This is a genomic window from uncultured Dietzia sp., assembly GCF_937873725.1.
GTDB lineage: Bacteria > Actinomycetota > Actinomycetes > Mycobacteriales > Mycobacteriaceae > Dietzia.
Genome location: NZ_CALMYY010000090.1, coordinates 1 through 18,640 on the forward strand (window position 1 = coordinate 1; position 18,640 = coordinate 18,640).

The 18,640-nt window shown below is 71.0% G+C and carries 14 protein-coding genes and 1 pseudogene; 11 read left to right on the forward strand and 4 right to left on the reverse strand.

Going from position 1 to position 18,640, the window contains the following annotated elements; genetic code table 11:
- The 3 genes and pseudogenes from Q0444_RS09500 to Q0444_RS09510 all read left to right on the forward strand — a co-directional run.
- A pseudogene (locus Q0444_RS09500) lies at nt 1–533 on the forward strand (hypothetical protein); the annotation flags it as partial.
- Between the two features lie 264 nt (nt 534–797).
- Nucleotides 798–5,399, forward strand: a complete 4,602-nt coding sequence (gltB, locus tag Q0444_RS09505) for a glutamate synthase large subunit (protein WP_291079445.1) — start codon at nt 798–800, stop codon at nt 5,397–5,399.
- The gene (locus Q0444_RS09510; protein WP_291079444.1) at nt 5,392–6,864 is read left to right on the forward strand and encodes a glutamate synthase subunit beta; all 1,473 of its coding nucleotides are present in this window, start codon (nt 5,392–5,394) and stop codon (nt 6,862–6,864) included. Before gltB ends, Q0444_RS09510 begins: the two co-directional genes overlap by 8 nt.
- Nucleotides 6,865–6,888: 24 nt before the next feature.
- Here Q0444_RS09510 and Q0444_RS09515 read toward each other — a convergent pair whose 3' ends face one another.
- A complete protein-coding gene (locus Q0444_RS09515; RefSeq protein ID WP_291079443.1) occupies nt 6,889–8,634 on the reverse strand; it encodes a SulP family inorganic anion transporter in 1,746 nt (581 codons plus the stop codon).
- A gap of 192 nt (nt 8,635–8,826) precedes the next feature.
- Here Q0444_RS09515 and Q0444_RS09520 point away from each other — a divergent pair, with 192 nt between their 5' ends.
- The 4 genes from Q0444_RS09520 (at nt 8,827) to Q0444_RS09535 (ending at nt 10,474) form a co-directional block, all read left to right on the forward strand.
- Nucleotides 8,827–9,102: a hypothetical protein gene (locus Q0444_RS09520; protein ID WP_291079442.1), complete on the forward strand. Its 276-nt coding sequence runs from the start codon at nt 8,827–8,829 to the stop codon at nt 9,100–9,102.
- Nucleotides 9,103–9,127: 25 nt separating this feature from the next.
- Nucleotides 9,128–9,427, forward strand: a complete 300-nt coding sequence (locus tag Q0444_RS09525) for an RNA-binding S4 domain-containing protein (protein ID WP_291079441.1) — start codon at nt 9,128–9,130, stop codon at nt 9,425–9,427.
- Nucleotides 9,427–9,981, forward strand: a complete 555-nt coding sequence (locus Q0444_RS09530) for a hypothetical protein (RefSeq protein ID WP_291079440.1) — start codon at nt 9,427–9,429, stop codon at nt 9,979–9,981. Before Q0444_RS09525 ends, Q0444_RS09530 begins: the two co-directional genes overlap by 1 nt.
- Before the next feature lie 73 nt (nt 9,982–10,054).
- Nucleotides 10,055–10,474, forward strand: coding sequence for a hypothetical protein (locus Q0444_RS09535; RefSeq protein WP_291079439.1), 420 nt, complete (start codon nt 10,055–10,057; stop codon nt 10,472–10,474).
- A 17-nt stretch (nt 10,475–10,491) separates the two neighbouring features.
- On the opposite strand, the gene rraA is transcribed toward Q0444_RS09535, so the two are convergent.
- A complete protein-coding gene (rraA, locus tag Q0444_RS09540; RefSeq protein WP_291079438.1) occupies nt 10,492–10,974 on the reverse strand; it encodes a ribonuclease E activity regulator RraA in 483 nt (160 codons plus the stop codon).
- A 135-nt stretch (nt 10,975–11,109) separates the two neighbouring features.
- Between rraA and Q0444_RS09545 the strand changes: the two genes are divergently transcribed.
- The 3 genes from Q0444_RS09545 (at nt 11,110) to Q0444_RS09555 (ending at nt 14,900) form a co-directional block, all read left to right on the forward strand.
- On the forward strand, nt 11,110–12,276 hold the full coding sequence (locus tag Q0444_RS09545) for an amidohydrolase family protein (protein WP_291079437.1): 1,167 nt from the start codon (nt 11,110–11,112) through the stop codon (nt 12,274–12,276).
- Nucleotides 12,273–13,793, forward strand: a complete 1,521-nt coding sequence (locus Q0444_RS09550; RefSeq protein ID WP_291079436.1) for a phospholipase D-like domain-containing protein — start codon at nt 12,273–12,275, stop codon at nt 13,791–13,793. The genes Q0444_RS09545 and Q0444_RS09550 overlap by 4 nt, the downstream gene beginning before the upstream one ends.
- A gap of 90 nt (nt 13,794–13,883) precedes the next feature.
- Complete coding sequence (locus Q0444_RS09555; RefSeq protein WP_291079435.1) at nt 13,884–14,900, forward strand: hypothetical protein; 1,017 nt, start codon at nt 13,884–13,886, stop codon at nt 14,898–14,900.
- Nucleotides 14,901–14,904: 4 nt separating this feature from the next.
- Here the strand turns inward: Q0444_RS09555 and Q0444_RS09560 are convergent, their stop codons facing one another.
- Together Q0444_RS09560 and Q0444_RS09565 are read right to left on the reverse strand one after the other, a co-directional pair.
- Entirely contained in the window at nt 14,905–15,795 is an 891-nt protein-coding gene (locus Q0444_RS09560) for an oxidoreductase (protein ID WP_291079434.1), read from the reverse strand.
- A gap of 29 nt (nt 15,796–15,824) precedes the next feature.
- The gene (locus Q0444_RS09565; protein WP_291079433.1) at nt 15,825–16,619 is read right to left on the reverse strand and encodes a MerR family transcriptional regulator; all 795 of its coding nucleotides are present in this window, start codon (nt 16,617–16,619) and stop codon (nt 15,825–15,827) included.
- Nucleotides 16,620–16,737: 118 nt separating this feature from the next.
- Here Q0444_RS09565 and Q0444_RS09570 point away from each other — a divergent pair, with 118 nt between their 5' ends.
- On the forward strand, nt 16,738–18,303 hold the full coding sequence (locus tag Q0444_RS09570; protein WP_299023076.1) for a succinic semialdehyde dehydrogenase: 1,566 nt from the start codon (nt 16,738–16,740) through the stop codon (nt 18,301–18,303).
- The last annotated feature ends 337 nt before the right edge of the window (nt 18,304–18,640 follow it).

Below are 18,640 nucleotides of genomic sequence, written 5' to 3' on the forward strand. Positions count from 1 at the left end.
GTCAGGGTTCGGGTGAGGGTGAGTCGCTGGGTGAGTTGTCGTCGGGGTCCGGTGAAGGGTCCGGCGAGGGCTCTCTCGACGAGGGATCGCTTGAGTCCGCGTCCGGCCAGGGTTCGGGCGAGGGCTCCGGCGAACTGTCCTCGGGCTCGCTGGCTCCGCTCGGATCCACGACCGCCTCGGCGGCGGGGTCGTTGCCGATTCTGCTGCCGGTGGTCCTCATCGGTGGATCGATCGCCGGTGCTCCGATGATCCAGCAGTCGGTCGCGAATCTGAACATCCAGCTGCCCGTCCTTCCGGGGTTCCCACCGCTGGCGGGCTCCGCCATCGCGGGACCGGCTCTGGTCCAACCCGTCGCCGAGGCGCCGCCCGCCCCGGGCCCGACCGCGCCCAACGGTCGAGGTGGCGAGTCCGGAACGGCGGGCGGTGGCGTCGTCGGCGCGGCTCGCGCCACCGTCATGTCCGGCTCCCTCGGTGACTACGAGATCGCGCTCCCGGCCGGGGTCACGCTGCCGCCCCTGCCCTTCATCCGCTGACCCGCGGGAGGCGAACGGCCCCGCCCCGAGTGCACCACTCGGAGCGGGGCCCGCATCCATTTCGGGACCCGGGCGACCCAGGCTTGAGAGAAATCTCACAAGGTGGAATCGGGATCCCACGTCGATGGACTGGGTTTGACGAAACCGAATTGCGCGACTAGCCCCTTTCTCCCATATTATTTCCGGGCCAGAGCACCTCGGTCCTCTGAGTGCGGGTGCTCCAGCCACCACGGAGTCTTCCCGTCGACAAGCGAAGGCGAGCAGATGATGACGACTCCCGGCCCCAAGGGCCTGTACCGCCCTGAATACGAACACGATTCCTGCGGTGTCGCGTTTGTCGTGGATATGTACGGACGGCAGTCCCGGGACATCGTCGACAAGGCGATCGCCGCGCTCGTGAACCTCGAACACCGCGGGGCCGTCGGTGCAGAGGCCAACACCGGAGACGGCACGGGCCTGTTGATCCAGGTACCTGACCGGTTCCTCCGCGACGTCATGCGCGAGGAGCACGACGTGGAACTTCCTGAGGCCGGTGCATATGCGACCGGCCTTTGTTTTCTCCCGCAGTCCCGCATGTTGGCGATGGACGCGATGCGGATGGTCGAGAGGATCGCCGCCGAGCAGGGCGTCACGGTGATCGGTTGGCGCGACGTCCCAGTCGACGACTCGACCGTCGGCGCGATCTCGCGTGACGCGCAACCGAGCATCAACCAGATCTTTGTCAAGGCCGCGGGCCCGGACGGCGGACTGCTGACCGGTCTCGCGCTGGAACGCAAATGCTTCGTCGTCCGCAAGCGCTGCGAGCACGAGCTCGGCTACAAGGGCTCGGGTAAGGGTGACCTCGGCTCCGAGACCGTGTACTTCCCGTCGCTGAGCCCCCGCACGTTCGTCTACAAGGGCATGCTCACCGAGAAGCAGCTCCCCGAGTTCTACCTGGACCTGCAGGACGAGCGCGTCGAATCCGCGATGGGCATCGTCCACTCCCGCTTCTCCACCAACACGTTCCCGGCCTGGCCGCTGGCCCACCCGTTCCGCTACGTCGCCCACAACGGTGAGATCAACACCGCCCGCGGCAACGAGAACTGGATGCGCGCGAGGGAATCGCTCATGTCGAGCGCGCACATCGAGGACCTCACCGCGGCGCTCCCCATCTGTACGCCGGGTGGGTCGGACACCGCCCGTTTCGACGAGGCGTTGGAACTCCTCACGCTGGCCGGCCGGACGCTGCCCCACTCCGTCCTCATGATGGTCCCGGAGGCGTGGGAGCGGCACGAGACCATGGACCCCGCCAAGCGGGCGTTCTACGAGTACCACGCCTCGCTCATGGAGGCCTGGGACGGTCCGGCGTCGATCACCTTCACGGACGGCACCGTGATCGGTGCCGTCCTCGACAGGAACGGCCTCCGGCCCTCGCGCATCTGGGTGACCGACGACGGGCTCGTCGTGATGGCCTCGGAGGTGGGGGTCCTCGACATCCCGCAGGACAAGATCGTCACCAAGACCCGGCTCCGCCCGGGTCGCATGTTCCTCGTCGACACCGCCCAGGGTCGGATCATCGACGACGAGGAGATCAAGACCCAGCTCGCCGCCGAGCACCCGTACCAGCAGTGGCTCGACGAGGGCATGGTCCACCTGGACGACCTCCGCGAGGTCGAGCAGCCGTACATGGCCCACGAGCGGGTGGTCCTGCGGCAGCGCGTGTTCGGGTACACGGAGGAGGAACTCCGCATCCTCGTCACGCCGATGGCGGCCAGCGGTGCCGAGGCGATCGGCTCGATGGGCACCGACACCCCGCTTCCGGTGCTCTCCCAGCGTGCCCGGATGCTGTTCGACTACTTCGCCCAGCGCTTCGCCCAGGTCACCAACCCTCCGCTCGACGCGATCCGCGAGGAGCTCGTCACCAGCTACGGCGTGACTCTCGGTCCCGAGGGCGACCTCATCAACCCGGGCCCGGACTCCTGTCGGCAGATCAGGCTGGACAACCCGATCCTGGGCAACACCGAACTCACGACCCTGATGCAGGCCGGCGAGACCCACCCGGGTCTGCGATCGGTGATGGTCCGCGGACTGTACAACGTCGCCCACGGCGGGCGCGGACTGCGCATCGCCCTCGATCGCATCCGTCGCGAGGTGTCGCACGCGATCGAGGACGGCGCGAGCATCATCGTGCTCTCCGACCGGGAGTCGGACGAGCGCAACGCCCCCATCCCGTCGCTGCTGCTCACCTCCGCCGTCCACCACCACCTGGTCCGGGAGAAGACCCGGACCAGGGTCAGCCTCGTGGTGGAGTCCGGAGACGCCCGCGAGGTGCACCACATGGCGGTGCTCTTCGGGTACGGCGCCAACGCGATCAATCCCTACATGGCCTTCGAGTCGATCGACGAGCTGGTCAAGACCGGCGACCTCACCGGCGTCGACACCGGCACTGCCTGCGCCAACTACCGCAAGGCCGCGGCCAAGGGCGTGCTCAAGGTGATGTCCAAGATGGGGATCTCGACGCTCGCCTCGTACACCGGCGCCCAGCTCTTCGACGTCACGGGACTCTCGCAGGAATTGTGCGACGAGTACTTCACCGGGTCGATCAGCCCCATCGACGGGATCGGTCTCGACGAGATCGCGGACGACGTGGCCCGGCGGCACCGCTTCGCGTTCCTGCCGCGACCCGAGGAGGCCGCGCACCGCGAGCTCGAGATCGGCGGCGAATACCAGTGGCGGCGTGAGGGTGAGTATCACCTCTTCAACCCCGACACCGTGTTCAAGCTCCAGCACTCGACGCGGTCCGGCCGCTACGAGATCTTCAAGGAGTACACCCGACTCGTCGACGACCAGTCGGAGCGACTCGCCACCCTCCGCGGACTCTTCGACCTCAGGGGGACGCGCGCGCCGGTGCCGATCGACGAGGTCGAGCCCGTGTCGGAGATCGTCAAGCGGTTCTCCACCGGCGCGATGAGCTACGGCTCCATCTCCGCCGAGGCGCACGAGACCCTCGCGATCGCCATGAACCGTCTCCACGCCCGGTCCAACTCCGGCGAGGGCGGGGAGGCGGTCGACAGGTTCGAACCGGATGCCAACGGGGACTGGCGGCGCTCGGCCGTGAAACAGGTCGCCTCCGGCCGGTTCGGCGTGACGAGCAACTACCTGGCCAACTGCACCGACATCCAGATCAAGATGGCCCAGGGCGCCAAGCCGGGCGAGGGTGGACAGCTCCCGCCGAGCAAGGTCTACCCCTGGGTCGCCGAGGTGCGCGGCTCGACCCCCGGCGTGGGACTGATCTCCCCCCCGCCGCACCACGACATCTATTCGATCGAGGACCTGGCGCAGCTGATCTACGACCTCAAGAACGCCAACCCGGAGGCCCGGATCCACGTCAAGCTCGTGGCGGAGCAGGGCGTCGGCACGGTGGCGACGGGGGTGTCCAAGACCCACGCCGACGTGGTGCTCATCTCGGGTCACGACGGTGGCACCGGCGCCTCGCCGCTCACCTCGCTCAAGCACGCGGGAGGCCCGTGGGAGCTGGGCCTGGCGGAGACGCAGCAGACCCTGCTGGTCAACGGCCTGCGCGACAGGATCGTCGTGCAGGTCGACGGCCAGCTCAAGACGGGACGCGACGTGATCGTCGCCGCCCTGCTCGGCGGCGAGGAGTTCGGCTTCGCCACCGCTCCGCTCGTCGTGGCCGGCTGCATCATGATGCGGGTCTGTCACCTCGACACCTGCCCGGTGGGTGTCGCCACCCAGAACCCGGTGCTCCGGGAGCGGTTCAACGGCAAGGCCGAGTACGTGGTGAACTTCATGGAGTTCATCGCGCAGGAGGTCCGCGAGTACCTGGCCGAGCTCGGTTTCCGTTCGCTCGACGAGGCGATCGGCCACTCCGAGTGCCTGGACAAGTCCCGGGCGTTCGCGCACAACAAGCGCGTGGCGAAGCTCAACCTGGAGCCCATCTTCGCCCAGGCGGAATCCCCCTTCATGCATCAGGACCTGCGGTGCACCAAGGGACAGAACCACAAGCTGGACCAGGCGCTGGACAACACGCTCATCGCGGACCACCGCGCGGTGATCGCGGACCCGTCCTCGGGCCCGGCCACCGGCGGGTACCCGATCTGCAACGTCAACCGGTCGGTCGGCACCATGCTCAGCCACGAGATCTCCAAGGCGCACGGCGCGGCCGGGCTCCCGGACGGGTCGATCGATCTGACCTTCACCGGATCCGCGGGCAACTCCTTCGGTGCCTTCCTCGCCGCGGGCGTGACGCAGCGGGTGTTCGGTGACGCCAACGACTACGTGGGCAAGGGGTTGTCCGGCGGGAGGATCATCGTCCGGCCCGCCCTCGACGCCGCCCCCGACTTCGTGGCGGAGGAGAACATCATCGCCGGCAACGTGATCTGCTACGGCGCCACCGGCGGCGAGATCTTCCTCCGCGGGATCGTGGGGGAGCGGTTCTGCGTCCGGAACTCGGGCGTCACCGCGGTGGTCGAGGGCGTGGGGGACCACGCGTGCGAGTACATGACCGGCGGCAAGGTGGTCGTGCTCGGCTCCACCGGGCGCAACGTCGCGGCCGGTATGTCGGGCGGTGTCGCGTACTTCTACGACCCGCACGGCGAGTTGCCAGGCAATCTCAACGGCGAACTCGTGGACATCGAGGCGCTGACGAAGGACGACGTCGAGTTCCTCCACGGGATCGTGGAGCGGCACGCCGAGGAGACCGACTCGGCCAGGGCCGGGGAGATCCTCGCCGGCTGGGCGCAGAACGTGAATCACTTCGCCAAGATCATGCCGCGCGACTACAAGCGCGTGCTGCTCGCCATCGAGCAGGCGGAGAAGGACGGACGCAACGTGGACGAGGCGATCATGGAGGCCGCAAATGGCTGACCCGAAGGGCTTTCTCAAGCACACCGAGCGGGAGCTGCCGCAGCGTCGGCCGGTGGACCTCCGAATCATGGACTGGAAGGAGGTCTACGAGTCGACGGTCCTCCCCGAGGACGCGCTGCGGACCCAGGCCTCCCGGTGCATGGGTTGCGGTATCCCGTTCTGCCACCAGGGCTGCCCGCTGGGCAACATCATCCCCGAGTGGAACGACCTGGTACACCGCGGGCAGTGGTCGGAGGCGGTGGACCGGCTGCACGCGACCAACAACTTCCCCGAGTTCACGGGCCGGCTCTGCCCGGCGCCGTGCGAGGGGTCGTGCGTCCTGGGCATCAACCAGGAGCCCGTGACGATCAAGCAGATCGAGGTCGAGATCGCCGAGCAGGCGTGGGCGGACGGCGGGATGGAGCCGATCGTCCCGTCCTTCCGGACGGGCCAGAAGGTCGCTGTGGTGGGCTCCGGGCCGGCCGGCTTGGCCGCCGCGCAGCAACTCACCCGGGCCGGCCACTCGGTGACGGTCTTCGAGCGGGACGACCGCATCGGGGGCCTCATGCGCTACGGAATCCCCGAGTTCAAGATGGAGAAGTCGGTCGTCGACCGCAGGCTCGCCCAGATGGAGGCGGAGGGCACGGTCTTCCGGCCCGGCGTCAACGTGGGCAAGGACATCACCGCGGCTCAGCTCCGGGCGGAGTTCGACGCGATCGTGCTGTGCGGTGGGGCGACCATGCGGCGGGATCTCCCCGTCCCGGGCCGCGAGCTCGACGGGATCCACCAGGCGATGGACTACCTGCCGCTGGCCAACAAGGCGGCGGTGGGCGATCCCGTGGTGGACGCGGACGGGTTGCCCGCGATCCACGCGCGGGACAAGCACGTCATCATCATCGGCGGCGGCGACACGGGGGCGGACTGCCTCGGCACCGCCACCCGCCAGGGCGCGAAGTCGATCAAGAGCTTCGAGATCATGCCCCGGCCGCCCGCCACCCGTGCCGCCTCGACCCCGTGGCCGGTCTACCCGCTGATGTTCCGCACCGCGTCGGCTCACGAGGAGAATGGCGAGCGGGTCTACAGCGTCTCCACCGCCGAGTTCCTGGGGGAGGGCGGTCACGTCACCGCGCTCAAGGGGTCCGAGGTGAAGATGGTCGACGGGCGCTTCGAGCCGGTGCCGGGGACCGACTTCGAGTACCCGGCGGACCTGGTGCTGCTCGCGATGGGCTTCACGGGAGCGCAGAAGTCCGGCCTGTGTTCGGATCTCGGGGTGACGTTCACCGACCGTGGGAACGTGGACCGGGACGGCACCTACGCCACCGACGTCGACGGCGTCTTTGTGGCCGGTGACATGGGTCGCGGTCAGTCCCTGATCGTGTGGGCGATCGCGGAGGGTCGTGCCGCGGCGGCGTCCGTCGACCGCTTCCTCATGGGGGAGACGGCGCTCCCGGCGCCGGTCCGTCCCACGGACGTCGCCCAGCGCTGAGGACCGCCCCGCCCGCCCCGCCCGCTACGCGGGCGGGGCGCCGTCGCGCTCGGCCCGCCACCGGGTGTAGGCCTCGACGGCCGTGGGGAGCGTGGCGAAAATCCGGTCGCGGCCGATGCGCTCGAGTACCCCGCCGTCCTCGAGGGCTCCGAGGATCTCGAACTTGGCCCGCGCGATCGCGAACTCGACCCCGCGGTCGGAGAGGTCCCGTCGCAGGGACTCCATCGCGTCGACGGCCGTGAGGTCGAGTTGGGTGTTGGCCTCGGCGTTGAGGAGGAACCAGCGCGGCGGGGTGGTCTCCTCGTCCACGGCGCGGAGGGCCCGGGTCCGGAAGTCCTCGGCGTTGGCGAAGAACAGCGGGGCGTCATAGCGGTAGACCAGCAGTCCCGGTACCTCCGAGCCGGTCTCGTAGTCCGAGAGGTCGTGCATGCCGGCCATGCCGGGGATGTAGCCCAGGACGCCGCCGTGCGGCCGGCTCAACCGGCGGAGCAGGTCCACCACGCTCAGGCCCACGGCAAGCCCGATGCCGGGGAGGATCCCCAGGAACAGCACCCCCGCCGTGGTGGCGGCGGCGAGGGACGCCTCCATCCGTGAGAACCGGTAGATCCGCCGCATCTCCGCCACGTCCACCAGTCGGGTCGCGGCGTACACCACCACCGCGCCGAGTGCGGCCCTCGGGAACCAGGCCAGCGCGGGGGACAGGACGACCATCGTCGTCACCACCACCGTCAGGGCCACGAGGGAGTACGCCTGGGTGCGGCTGCCCATGGCGTCGCCGAGCGCGGTGCGGCTCCCGGAGGAACTCACCGGGAATCCCTGGAGGAATCCCGAGGACAGGTTGGCCACGCCGAGGGCGAGGAACTCCTGGTTGTTGTCGATGCGCTCGCGCTTGCGGGACGCGAACGCCCGGGCGGTGAGGACGTTGTCGGAATAACCGACCAGTGCGATGCCCAGGGCGGCGGGGAGCAGGGCCAGCAGGTCGAGGTCGGCGAGGGAGGGCACCCGGGGAACCGGTAGTCCGGTCGGCATCTGGCCCACCACCCGGATGCCGACGTCGGTGAGGTCCATGAGCCACACCGCGAGGGCGGCCAGGACGATCACGACGAGTGGGCCGGGGACCAGGGGGCTGATCCGGCGGAGCGCGAACAGGGTGAGGAGGCAGGCCGCGGACAGGACCAGGGTCGGCAGGTGGACGTCGCCGAGTTGCGCGGCGACCGACGCGAGCTGGGCGGGCAGCGCCTCACCCTCGACGCGGAGACGGGTGGAGGCGCCGAGTTGGCTGACGATCATCAGGACCGCGATTCCCGCCATGTATCCCACGAGCACCGGCCGGGAGAGCATGTCCGCGAGGAACCCGAGACGCCCCAGGAAGCCGATGAGGCACAGGATGCCCACGGCGATCGCCATCACCGCGGCCACCTCGGCGTAGCGCTCCGGGCCTGCCGCTCCGACCAGCGCGGCCACGCCGGCGGCGGTCATGAGTGCGGTGGTGGACTCCGGGCCCACCGAGAGTTGACGGGAGGACCCCAGTGCCGCGTAGACGGCGAGCGGCCCGAGGATCGCCCAGAGCCCGGCGACCGGCGGCAGCCCCGCGATCTGGGCGTACGCCATCACCTGCGGGATGAGGTACGCGGCGACCGTGACGCCCGCGAGGATGTCGCCGCGGAGCCACACCCGCCGATAGTGGAGAAGTGCGGCCACACCGGGCGCGAGGCCCGCCCCGGCGTGGTGGGCCGACCCCACTGCGTCCCCGTCCGGTGTGCGTGCCACGGAAAGAACCTAGGCCACTCGGTGACCCCGTGGGTGACCGTGGCGCTTGACCTTAAGAGAAACTAAGATGGACCTCACTACGACTCTCGGCCACCTCGGCCACCGTCACGGAAGGCATCCATGGTCCGCCGCCGTTTCGCCACCGCGATCGGCGCTCTCTGTCTGACCTCTCTGATCGTCGGGGGACCCGTGGTGTCAGCGCAGACGGCCGGGCCGGGTGCCCAGTCCGTGGTGACGGACCTGCCCGTGCTCAGTGAGTTGCCCCCGCTCCCTCCCGAGGGGGGAGCCCGGGATCCGGAGGACGAGGACGACTCGGCGGTCTTCGGGATCTCCGGCGTCCAGACCGTGGCGCTGGGGTTGGCCGGCGCGGCCCTCGTTGCAGGGGGTCTGGGCCTGGCGTTGGTCACGCGCCGGGGCCGCGCGGACGTCGCCGACGACGGGACCCGGACGGCTGATCCGACAGGGTGAGGGCGGGGTCGTTAAGCTCGGCGGTATGAGCCGCCACATCGCAGGACGGGGCCGGGCCGGGCGGGCGACACCGCCGCCGGCCGGGCCACCAGCAGACCACGTCGAATGCGATCTGAGCAGCAAGCTCACCCTCGGCCAGTTCCTCAAGCTCGCGTCGTTGCTCGACTCGGGGGCCGAGGCCAAGGACGCGGTCGCGGCGGGTGCGGTCAGCGTCAACGGCGAGGTCGATGTGCGGCGGGGTCGTGGGCTGGTCGACGGCGACGTGGTCTCGTTCGGCGGCCGTGCTGCCCGTGTGACCGCGCGGGGCGCGGAGGGGGTGTCCTGATGGGTGACGCGAGGTCCGGCGCGGTCCAGGCTCCGGTGGTGCTCCACGATGAGGACCCGGGCGCGCGCCGCTACGCCGGGTGGCTCGCCGACGAGTTCGACACCCACTCCTCCCACCACGACGCCGTCGATCCCGCCGAGCTCGTCGTGGCCGGGACCGTCGTGCTGGTGACCGGAATGCGTCCGGACGGTGGACTGGGCGGTTCGGGGTTCATCAAGGACAACTGGGAGGCGCTCGTCGAGGCGGGACGCCGCGTCGCGGTGGTCATGGTGGGTCCCACCCCGGTCACCGACGACGCGCGGATCGCCCTGATGTCGAGCGAATTCTCCGGCGACCAGCTGCGCGATCTCAAACTCTTCCAGCTCCGCGGGGTGGTGACCCCTGACCAGTTGGGGTTCCGCCAGCGGCTGGGGATCAAGACCGCACTGGCGGCACTCCGCCGGAAGCCGGATCGGACCCCCGAGGAGGAGACGATGCTCGAACTCGGCGGTCTCGACCTCACCGATCGGGCCTCACTGGGCCCGCTGCTGCGGTGGATCCGCCGGGAGGCGTGACCGACGTCGTCGGGCCCGCGATACCCTGTGGGCCACGTCACCGCTCCACGCTGAGCTGATCCGGAGGACACACATGCGCCCGACCGCCCTCACGTCGACCCTCGCCGCCACCATGGCGGCGGGGACGATCCTCGCCGGTGCAGGAACGGCCGCGGCACAGGCCGATCCGCCGCCGAACCCGACGAACACCGAGATCGACGGCGGGTGTGTCGACATCACGACCTTCACCGGTCTGGTCAGGTGCATGAAGATGGATCCGACCGTGGGGACCCAGCTGGGCTCGCTCGGTTACGGGTCGCTGGGCACCGGCTCGCTGCTCGACCTCCTCACGGGCGTGATCAACGCCGGTTCGGTCGCGATCTCGGTGGACGTGCCCAACTCGACGGGCTCGTACGCGCCCGGATCACTGGGCAGTTACGGCCCCGAAGCCTCGGTCGCGGAGATGTCGGTGGGCTCCGTCGGTAGCCTCGCCGCCTACACCGGCGGTTCCTGACCCGGCGGTGACGCCGGTCAGCGGACCACGATCCCGTCGGAGTCGGCGTAGAGCACGTCGCCGGGGACGAAGTCGACCCCTCCGAAGCTCAGGGTCACGTCGCGCTCGCCGGCGCCCGTCTTGGTGGACTTGCGGGGATTGGTCCCCAGGGCCTTGCAGCCGAAGTCCATCCGGCCGACCAGGGCGGAGTCGCGGATCGCGCCGTGGACCACCACGCCGGCCCAGCCGTTGGACCGCCCGAGCTCGGCGATGATGTCGCCGACGAGCGCCGTGTGCAGGCTGGCGTCTCCGTCGATCACCAGGACGCGCCCCTCTCCGGGCTCGCCCAGGACGCTCTTGAGCAGGGCGTTGTCCTGGAAGCATCGGACGGTGGAGATCGGTCCGAAGAACTGGGTGCGGCCTCCGAGGTCGCGGAACTGGGTGTCGCAGCTGCGGACGTCCTCGCCGATCTCGTCGACGAGGTCGGCGGTGGGGACGAATCCGGTGGGGGTGTCGGTCATGGCGGGCCCTCCTGGTGTGCGGTCGGTCTGCCCACACGCTATCCGTCGACCTGCCCTCGGAATACCGCGGGCGTGGGGGACAATGGCCGCCGAGGGGTGTCCCCGCAAGCTCGACCGATGCTGGAGGAACGATCTGTGGCGAAGTACGAACTCCTGATCCACGCCCGCCGCGCCGTGATCGACGGCAGGATCCAGCAGGCGGCCGTGACGGTGGACGGCGGGGTGATCTCGTCGGTGCGCACCGGTTCCGACGCGCGGGACATCGGGTTGGCGGGCGACCACACGATCGATCTGGGCGACGACGTGGTCCTCATGCCCGGGTTGGTGGATCCCCACGTCAGCACCGAGGACGTGGGGGTGGGAACCCGTGCGGCGGCACTGGGCGGCGTCACCTCCGTGGTCGACTACGGGTCGGACGGCCACCCGGCGGCGACCGAGCCGGAGCACGTCGACCGGTGGCGAGACCAGGTGGCCGGCGAGTCCGCGGTGGACGTGGGGCTCTGGGGTGCCGCCGTCCCCGACAATCTCAGCAGGCTCGGTGCGTTGCTGGGGCGCGGCGTCCTGGGGATCTCCGCGGTGGCCGCGGGGAAGGGGGTTCCGGGGGCGCCGACCCTCGACACCGCACAGCTCGTCGCGGCGGCGGTGGAGGTCGCCGACCATCGCGGCCTGTTCGCCGTCGACGCCGGCGTCGACGACCTGCCCGCCCTGTTCGACGTCTGCCGCCGGACGGGCGGACGGCTCCATCTGCGGGCCGTCGCCGACGCGGCGGAGCTTCCGCTGCTGAGGGCGGCCCGGGCGGAGGGGCTCCCGGTCACCGCCTCCACCAGCCCGCACCTGCTCGCCCTGGTCTCCGAGGTCACCGGTGGGGGCGCGGCGGTCGACGGCCTCGATCCGCCGATCCGGGACGCGGCCACGCGCGAACTCCTGTGGGACGGCCTGCGCGACGGGACGATCGACGCGGTGGCGTCCGCCCGGCTCGGGTTGTCGGTGGTGTGGACCGAGGCGCGGCGCCGCGGAGCGGACCTCGCCGACGTCGCCCGGTGGATGGCGGGACGGTCGGCGGCGATCGTCGGGCTCGAGGACCGCGGGGAGATCCGCAGCGGGCTCCGGGCGGACTTCACCGCCGTGGCGGACGACGAGGCCTTTGTCGTCCTCCCCCGTGCCCGCGAGCTGGGTTCGGCCGACTCGGTCTACGCGCAGCGTGCACTGGCCGGAGTCGTGCGCTGGACCATGACGGGCGGCGTCGTCGTCGACCCCCGGGGCCTTCCGCGCGGCACCGTCCTCACCCGGACGGCCACATGAACCCCACGGTGGACCGCCTGGACTTCCTCCCGTTCCCGGACGGCGTGACGTCGGCGTTGCTCATCACCGAGTACGCGATCAAGATCCTCGCCCTGGGGATGGTCCCGGAGAACCGGCAACCCGCGTCGTCGCAGGCGTGGCTCCTGGCGATCCTGTTCATCCCCATCATCGGGGTGCCGATGTTCCTCCTGCTGGGCAACCCGTACATCACCGGCAGGCGGCACCTCATCCAGGCCGAGGCCAACCTGCTCTACGCGGAGGCCCTCGAGGACTGGCCGACGGTGCCGCCCGGGGTCCACATCGGGCCCGGGGTCCGGACCGTCCTCGGGATGAACCGGGCTCTCACCGCGATCCCCTGCATGTCCGGGGAGTTCGTGGCGCTGCACTCGGACTACGGCCGCTCCCTGGAGGCGATGACCGCGGCGGTGCGGGGGGCCCGCGACCACGTGCACATCGAGTTCTACGCCCAGTCGTGGGACGACGAGACCGACGAGTTCTTCACCGCAGCCGTCGCGGCCGCCGAGCGGGGTGTGACGGTCCGCCTGCTCGTCGACCATCTCGGGTCGCTCCGGTACCGCGGGTTCAAGCGGCTCCGCCGGAGGCTGCGTCAGACCCCGGTCGAGTTCCATCTCATGCTGCCGATCAACCCGTTCGTGGGCCGGTTCCGGCGCCCCGACCTGCGCAATCACCGCAAGCTCCTCATCGTGGACGGCCATCACGGCTTCATCGGCTCCCAGAACCTCATCGCACGGCACTACGGGAGCAGACGGAACGCCCGGCTCGGGCGGGAGTGGGTGGACCTCATGATGGAGGTGCGCGGGGAGATCGTCCGCGGGATGGACGGCGTCTTTGCCGTGGACTGGTACTCGGAGTCCGGCGAGGTGATCGACATCCGGGAGGAACTCGCCCTGCGGGCCCCGGACGAGACCGGCCGCGGGGCCGGCGACCCCACCGCCGGAGACCCGGTCACGGCCTTCCAGCTGGTCCCGTCGGGGCCCGGCTACCGCACCCAGCCCAACCTCCGGATGTTCACCCAGCTCATCGGCCAGGCCCAGGACAGGATCCGGATCGTCAGCCCGTACTTCGTCCCCGACGAGTCCCTGCTCCACGCCATCACCTCGGCCTCCTACCGGGGTGTCGACGTGGAGCTCTTCGTCCCCGAGCACGCGGACCAGTTCATGGTCCACCACGCGCAGCGATCGTACTTCCGTGCGCTCCTCGAGGCGGGGGTGAGGATCAACAGGTTCCGCTCGCCGGCCGTGCTGCACACCAAGATGCTGCTGATCGACGACTACGGCGGGGTGGTGGGCTCGAGCAACATGGACCTGCGGTCGTTCAACCTCAACTTCGAGATCAGCCTGTTGGTCCTGGGAGGAGACGCGGTGGCCGAGCTCAACCAGGTGGTGGACAGCTACCTGGACGAGAGCGCGCCCCTCGCGCTGGAGGGGTGGAACGGCCGACCGTGGGCGGGGCGTTACGTGGACAACGTCGCGCGGCTCACGTCGGCTCTGCAGTAGGTCGGCACTGCAGTAGGTCGACACTGCAGTAGTACTCTCGTGTCCGTGCGCGGGCCGACTCGCCCGCCCCGTGACGGAAGGCCTGCTGTGATGCCCCAGACCCGAGGTTCCGGACGCCGGACCAGACGCGTCGGCGCGGCCGTCGTGGCGGCGGCCCTGGCGACGGTCGGTGTCCCGGCCACCGGGCTGGCGCAGGAGGCCCCGGGGTCGATGGTCCCGGAGACCGGCAACGGCAGCGTCGACGCCGTCCTGGGCTTGCTCCCCGAGGAGATCGTGATCGGTGGCCCGGCCCTCGGCGGGGGGTCGGACGCGCTGCGGGACACCGGGAGCGGGATCATCCCCGACACCGCGCTCTCGGTCGGGCAGGTGATCGGCTCCGTGGCGCCCCTCGAGTCCGTCGGCGTCGCGGGCGGATCGGCGGCGGCCTCCGTGGCGTCGTCCGGCAGCCTCCCCGGATCGGTCTACGCCAACGCGACCGGGTCCATCGGATCGGGGACCATCGGCTTCGGCTCACTCCGGATCTCCGAGTACGCCATCGCCGGGTTCGCGCTCCAGGCCGTGGCCGCCTACATCAACGTGCTGGCCGCCCGCCAGGACGCGGGGCAGCTCAGCCCCGATGAGTTGATCTTCTGGAACAACGTGGTGGTGGGCTCGGCCCGGGGCGGTGCGCTGCTCGAGGACGCGGCGGGCGCGACGGGCACCGAGATCCCCGGGGGGCTGGCCGGCAGCATCGACGCGGTCCAGCGCGCCGCGCTGGAGAACGCCTTCGAGGTCCAGGACAGGATCAGGGCGGAGGCCGAGGCGGCCCGGGAGGGCGGCGACGACGACGAGGTGGCCGACCCCCCCGCGGAACCCGCCGGCGATGTGCAGGGGAGTCCGGACGGCGCCGACACTGGTGGTCCGACGCTGGCCGCCGTCATCGACACGGTCGCGCCCGCCGCGCAGGGGCCGGCCGGCGCTCCGGGGCCGGCTGGCGCTCCGGGGCCGGCCGCCGCGCAGGGGGTGCTGGCCGCCACCGGCGTCGAGACGACCGCGGTCGCGGGCCTGGCCGCGGTGAGCCTGCTGCTGGGAACGCTCCTGCTGGTGGCCTCCCGCCGGAGGGCCTGAGCGTTCAGCTCGTCGCGGTCATCTCCAGGCACCGCTCCCACAGCGCCGCGGCGACGTCCCGGTCGTGTGACGCCCGAGTGGAGGAGACGATCCTCGGGTAGCCGGTGAGCTCGCCGGGCCCGTCGGGGCCGACGTACGCGCCGCCGGGCAGGGTGTCCACCGTGGCGGCGTAGAGCTGAGGCAGTGCGCCGCGCTCTGCCGACTGGACGAGGAACGGGACCTTCTCCACCCCGCGCATGACCAGGTCCTGGATCCGGCTGCCGCTGCGGTACTGCAGGTTGGTGGCCGAGTACCCGGGGTGGGCGGCCACGGCCCTCAGCCCCGAGCCCGCCGCCTCCAGGCGACGTTGCTGCTCGTAGGCGAGCATGACGCAGGCCAGTTTGCTGGCCGCGTAGACCGTCATGGGCACGTATCTGCGCCGGGTCCAGTCCAGGTCGGTCGGGTCGACCGTGCCGAGCCTGTGCATCATCGACCCGAGCCACACCACGCGGTCGGTGAGCACGGGCTCGAGGAGCCGGGTGAGCGCGAAGTGGCCCAGGACGTTGACGCCGAACTGCATCTCGTGGCCCTGCGCGGTGCGGGCCCGCGGGATGTTCATGAGCCCGGCGTTGTTGATCAGGACGTCCAGCCGATGCCCGGCCAGGATCTCGCCGGCGGAGCGCACCGAGTCCAGATCGGCCAGATCCATCTGCACGACGGAGGCCCTGTCGGGATGGGCCAGGCCCGCCCGGGCGGCCTCGGCGCGGGAGGTGTCCCGGCAGGCCATGAGCACCCGGGCGCCCGCGTCGGTGAGGGCCCGGGTGCTGTGGAGGCCGAGGCCCGAGTTGGCACCGGTGACGACGAACGTCCGTCCGGTCTGGTCGGGGATGTCAGCGGTGGTCCATCGGCTGCTCATCCCGCCACCCTACGTGCGCGGGGCTCGGTTCAGCCCCAGGTGGCGGCGTCGGGGTCGACACCGTTCGCCCGCGCGTTGGCCTCGACCGCCGCCTCGAGCCACCGCGTCAGGCCCGGCTCCAGCGTCTCGTAGGTCTCGGAGAACCGGGGGTCCTGCCGGTACATCCGGGCCAGCAGGACCTGCATGGAGTGGGTGCAGTCGTAGAACCGCGAGATCGACGCCCGGTGGCGTTCGGCCAGGGCGGCGGCCTCGGGGGAGGCGGGGTCCACGCCGGCGCGCGCGGCCTCGGCGAGGTCGGAGTTCAGCGCGTCCGCCCCGGCCTTGACCTCCTTCCACTCGGCCGTGGACAGGGCGCCGGCGCGCTGTCGCGACTGCTCCCACTGCGGGGTGTCGCCCCACCGGTCGGCGGCCTCGTCCTGCCACTCCTCGTTCCAGTCGGTGCCGAAGATCTCCGCGCGGTCCTCGGGACTCAGTGGTGTGTTCACGGCGTTCGCCTCCTTCAGGCGGTCGACTGCGGAGACCATCTCCTGCAGACGCGAGATGCGACCGACCAGCAGGTCGCGCTGGCGGGTCAGGTGGGCGTGCTCGTCCACGTCGGGGTCGTCGAGCAGCCCGCCGATCTCCGCGAGCGTGAAGCCGAGTTCGCGGTAGATCAGGACACGATGGATGCGGGCGACGTCGTCGTCGTCATATACCCGGTAGCCGGACCACGTCCGCCCGCTCGCCGACGCCAACCCGATCCGGTCCCAGTGGTGCAGGGTCCGGACGCTGACGCCGACCAGCGCGGCGACCGCGCCCACGGTGAGTCCCTCGCCCGTCGTCATCTCCACAGCATCTCCCACGACAGCATCTCGAACGACCACCAGCCTGGGGCCTGACGCGGCGTCGGGGTCAAGAACGTGGCGGTGCGCGGCGGCCGACGACGCCGGTACGCTCTGGCGCATGAGCCGCCCCACCGCCCGCGTGTACGACCGCCTCCGCGACCTGGTCGCGATCCCCGAGTTCCGCGCCGATCCGTCGAGCCGCCCGTCCACCACCATCGCCGAGGTGTTCACCGGCGAGCCGCTGGCGGAGATCCCCGTCGGGACCGCCCACGACGTGACCGCCGCCGTCGCACGCGCCAGGGCCGCCCAGATCGCGTGGTCGGAGCGCGCCCCCGAGGACCGGGTCGCCGTGCTCACCCGGTTCGCCACGCAGGTCATGCGCAACCGCGACCAGCTCATGGACATCGTCCAGGCCGAGACCGGCAAGAGCAGGTCCTCGGCGCAGGAGGAGGTCCTGGACTGCCTCATCACCGCGCGGCACTACGCCAGGACGGCCCCGGGCCTGCTCGCCCCCAAGCGCGTCCAGGGCATGCTCCCGGGCCTGACCAAGGCCGTCGTGCGGCGCCAGCCCAAGGGGGTCGTGGGCGTGATCGCCCCGTGGAACTACCCGCTCAACCTCGCCGCGACCGACGCGCTGGCCGCCCTGGCCGCGGGCAACGCCGTGGTGATCAAGCCGGCGTCGATCACCCCGTTCTGCGCGCTCGCCGCCGCGGACATGCTCTACCGGGCCGGCCTGCCGCGCGACCTCTTCCAGGTGGTGCCAGGCTCCGGCGGGACCGTGGGCGGGGCGATCGCGGGGAGCGTCGACTACCTCATGTTCACGGGGTCCACCGCCACCGGCCGCACCCTGGGCCGCCAGGCGGGCGAGCGGCTCATCGGGTTCTCCGCGGAGCTCGGTGGCAAGAACGCGATGATCGTCACCGCGGGCGCGGACCTGGACCGGGTGGCGGAGGTGGCCACGCGCGCGTTCTTCTCCAACTCCGGCCAGCTGTGCATCTCCGTGGAGCGGGTGTACGTGGAGAGGTCCGTGGCGCCGCAGCTCATCGAGAAGCTCACCGCCCGCGTGCAGTCGATGAGCGTGGGCCCGGGCTACGACTTCGACGCCGAGATGGGCAGCCTCATCTCCCGCGACCAACTCGACACCGTGACCGCCCACGTCGAGGATGCCGTGGCCAAGGGCGCCCGGATCCTGGCCGGGGGTCGGCCGCGCCCCGATCTGGGCCCGCTGTTCTACGAGCCCACCCTGCTCGCCGACGTCCCGGAGGACGCCACCTGCTTCGGCGAGGAGACGTTCGGCCCGGTCGTGTCGATCTACCCGGTCGAGTCGGTCGACGAGGCGATCGCCCGGGCCAACGACACCGAGTACGGGCTCAACTCATCGGTCTTCGCCGCCTCCGACGCCGAGGGGGAGGCGATCGCGGCACGGCTGCGGACGGGCACGGTCAACGTCGGCGAGGGCTACGTGGCCGGCTGGGGTTCGGTCGCCGGCCCGATGGGCGGGATGGGCGCCTCCGGAGTGGGCCGCAGGCATGGGGACGAGGGCCTGCTCAAGTACACCGAGGCCCAGACCGTGGCCACCCAGCGGGTGATGCACATGGGCGGGCCGTTGTTCCTGCCCCGCGGTCGCTGGCAGAAGTTGCTCGCCCCCGCGACGGACGCGATGCGCCTCCTGCCGGGACGCTGACCCGCCCGCCGCCCGCCGGCCCGCCGCCCGCCGCCCGCCGGCCCGCCGCCCGCCGCCCGCGCCGCAGCCCGCAGCCCGCCGCCCGCGAAGCGCTGAGCGAATCCACCTATCGGATTGCGATCCACCTATGGAGGTCCGCGGGTGGATCGCGATCCGATAGGTGGATTTCTGGCTTTCTCGGCTCGTCGGTGGCCCCGCGGGTTCAGTCGCACCCGGCGTCGGAGCAGGCCACTGGTCGGGCGGCCACCGCGCACCCGGCCCCACATGCGCTGCCCTTATGGCCCGCGCTGCGGATGTGCACAGATTTCAGGGGGTTGTGCTGGGCGAATGGACCACG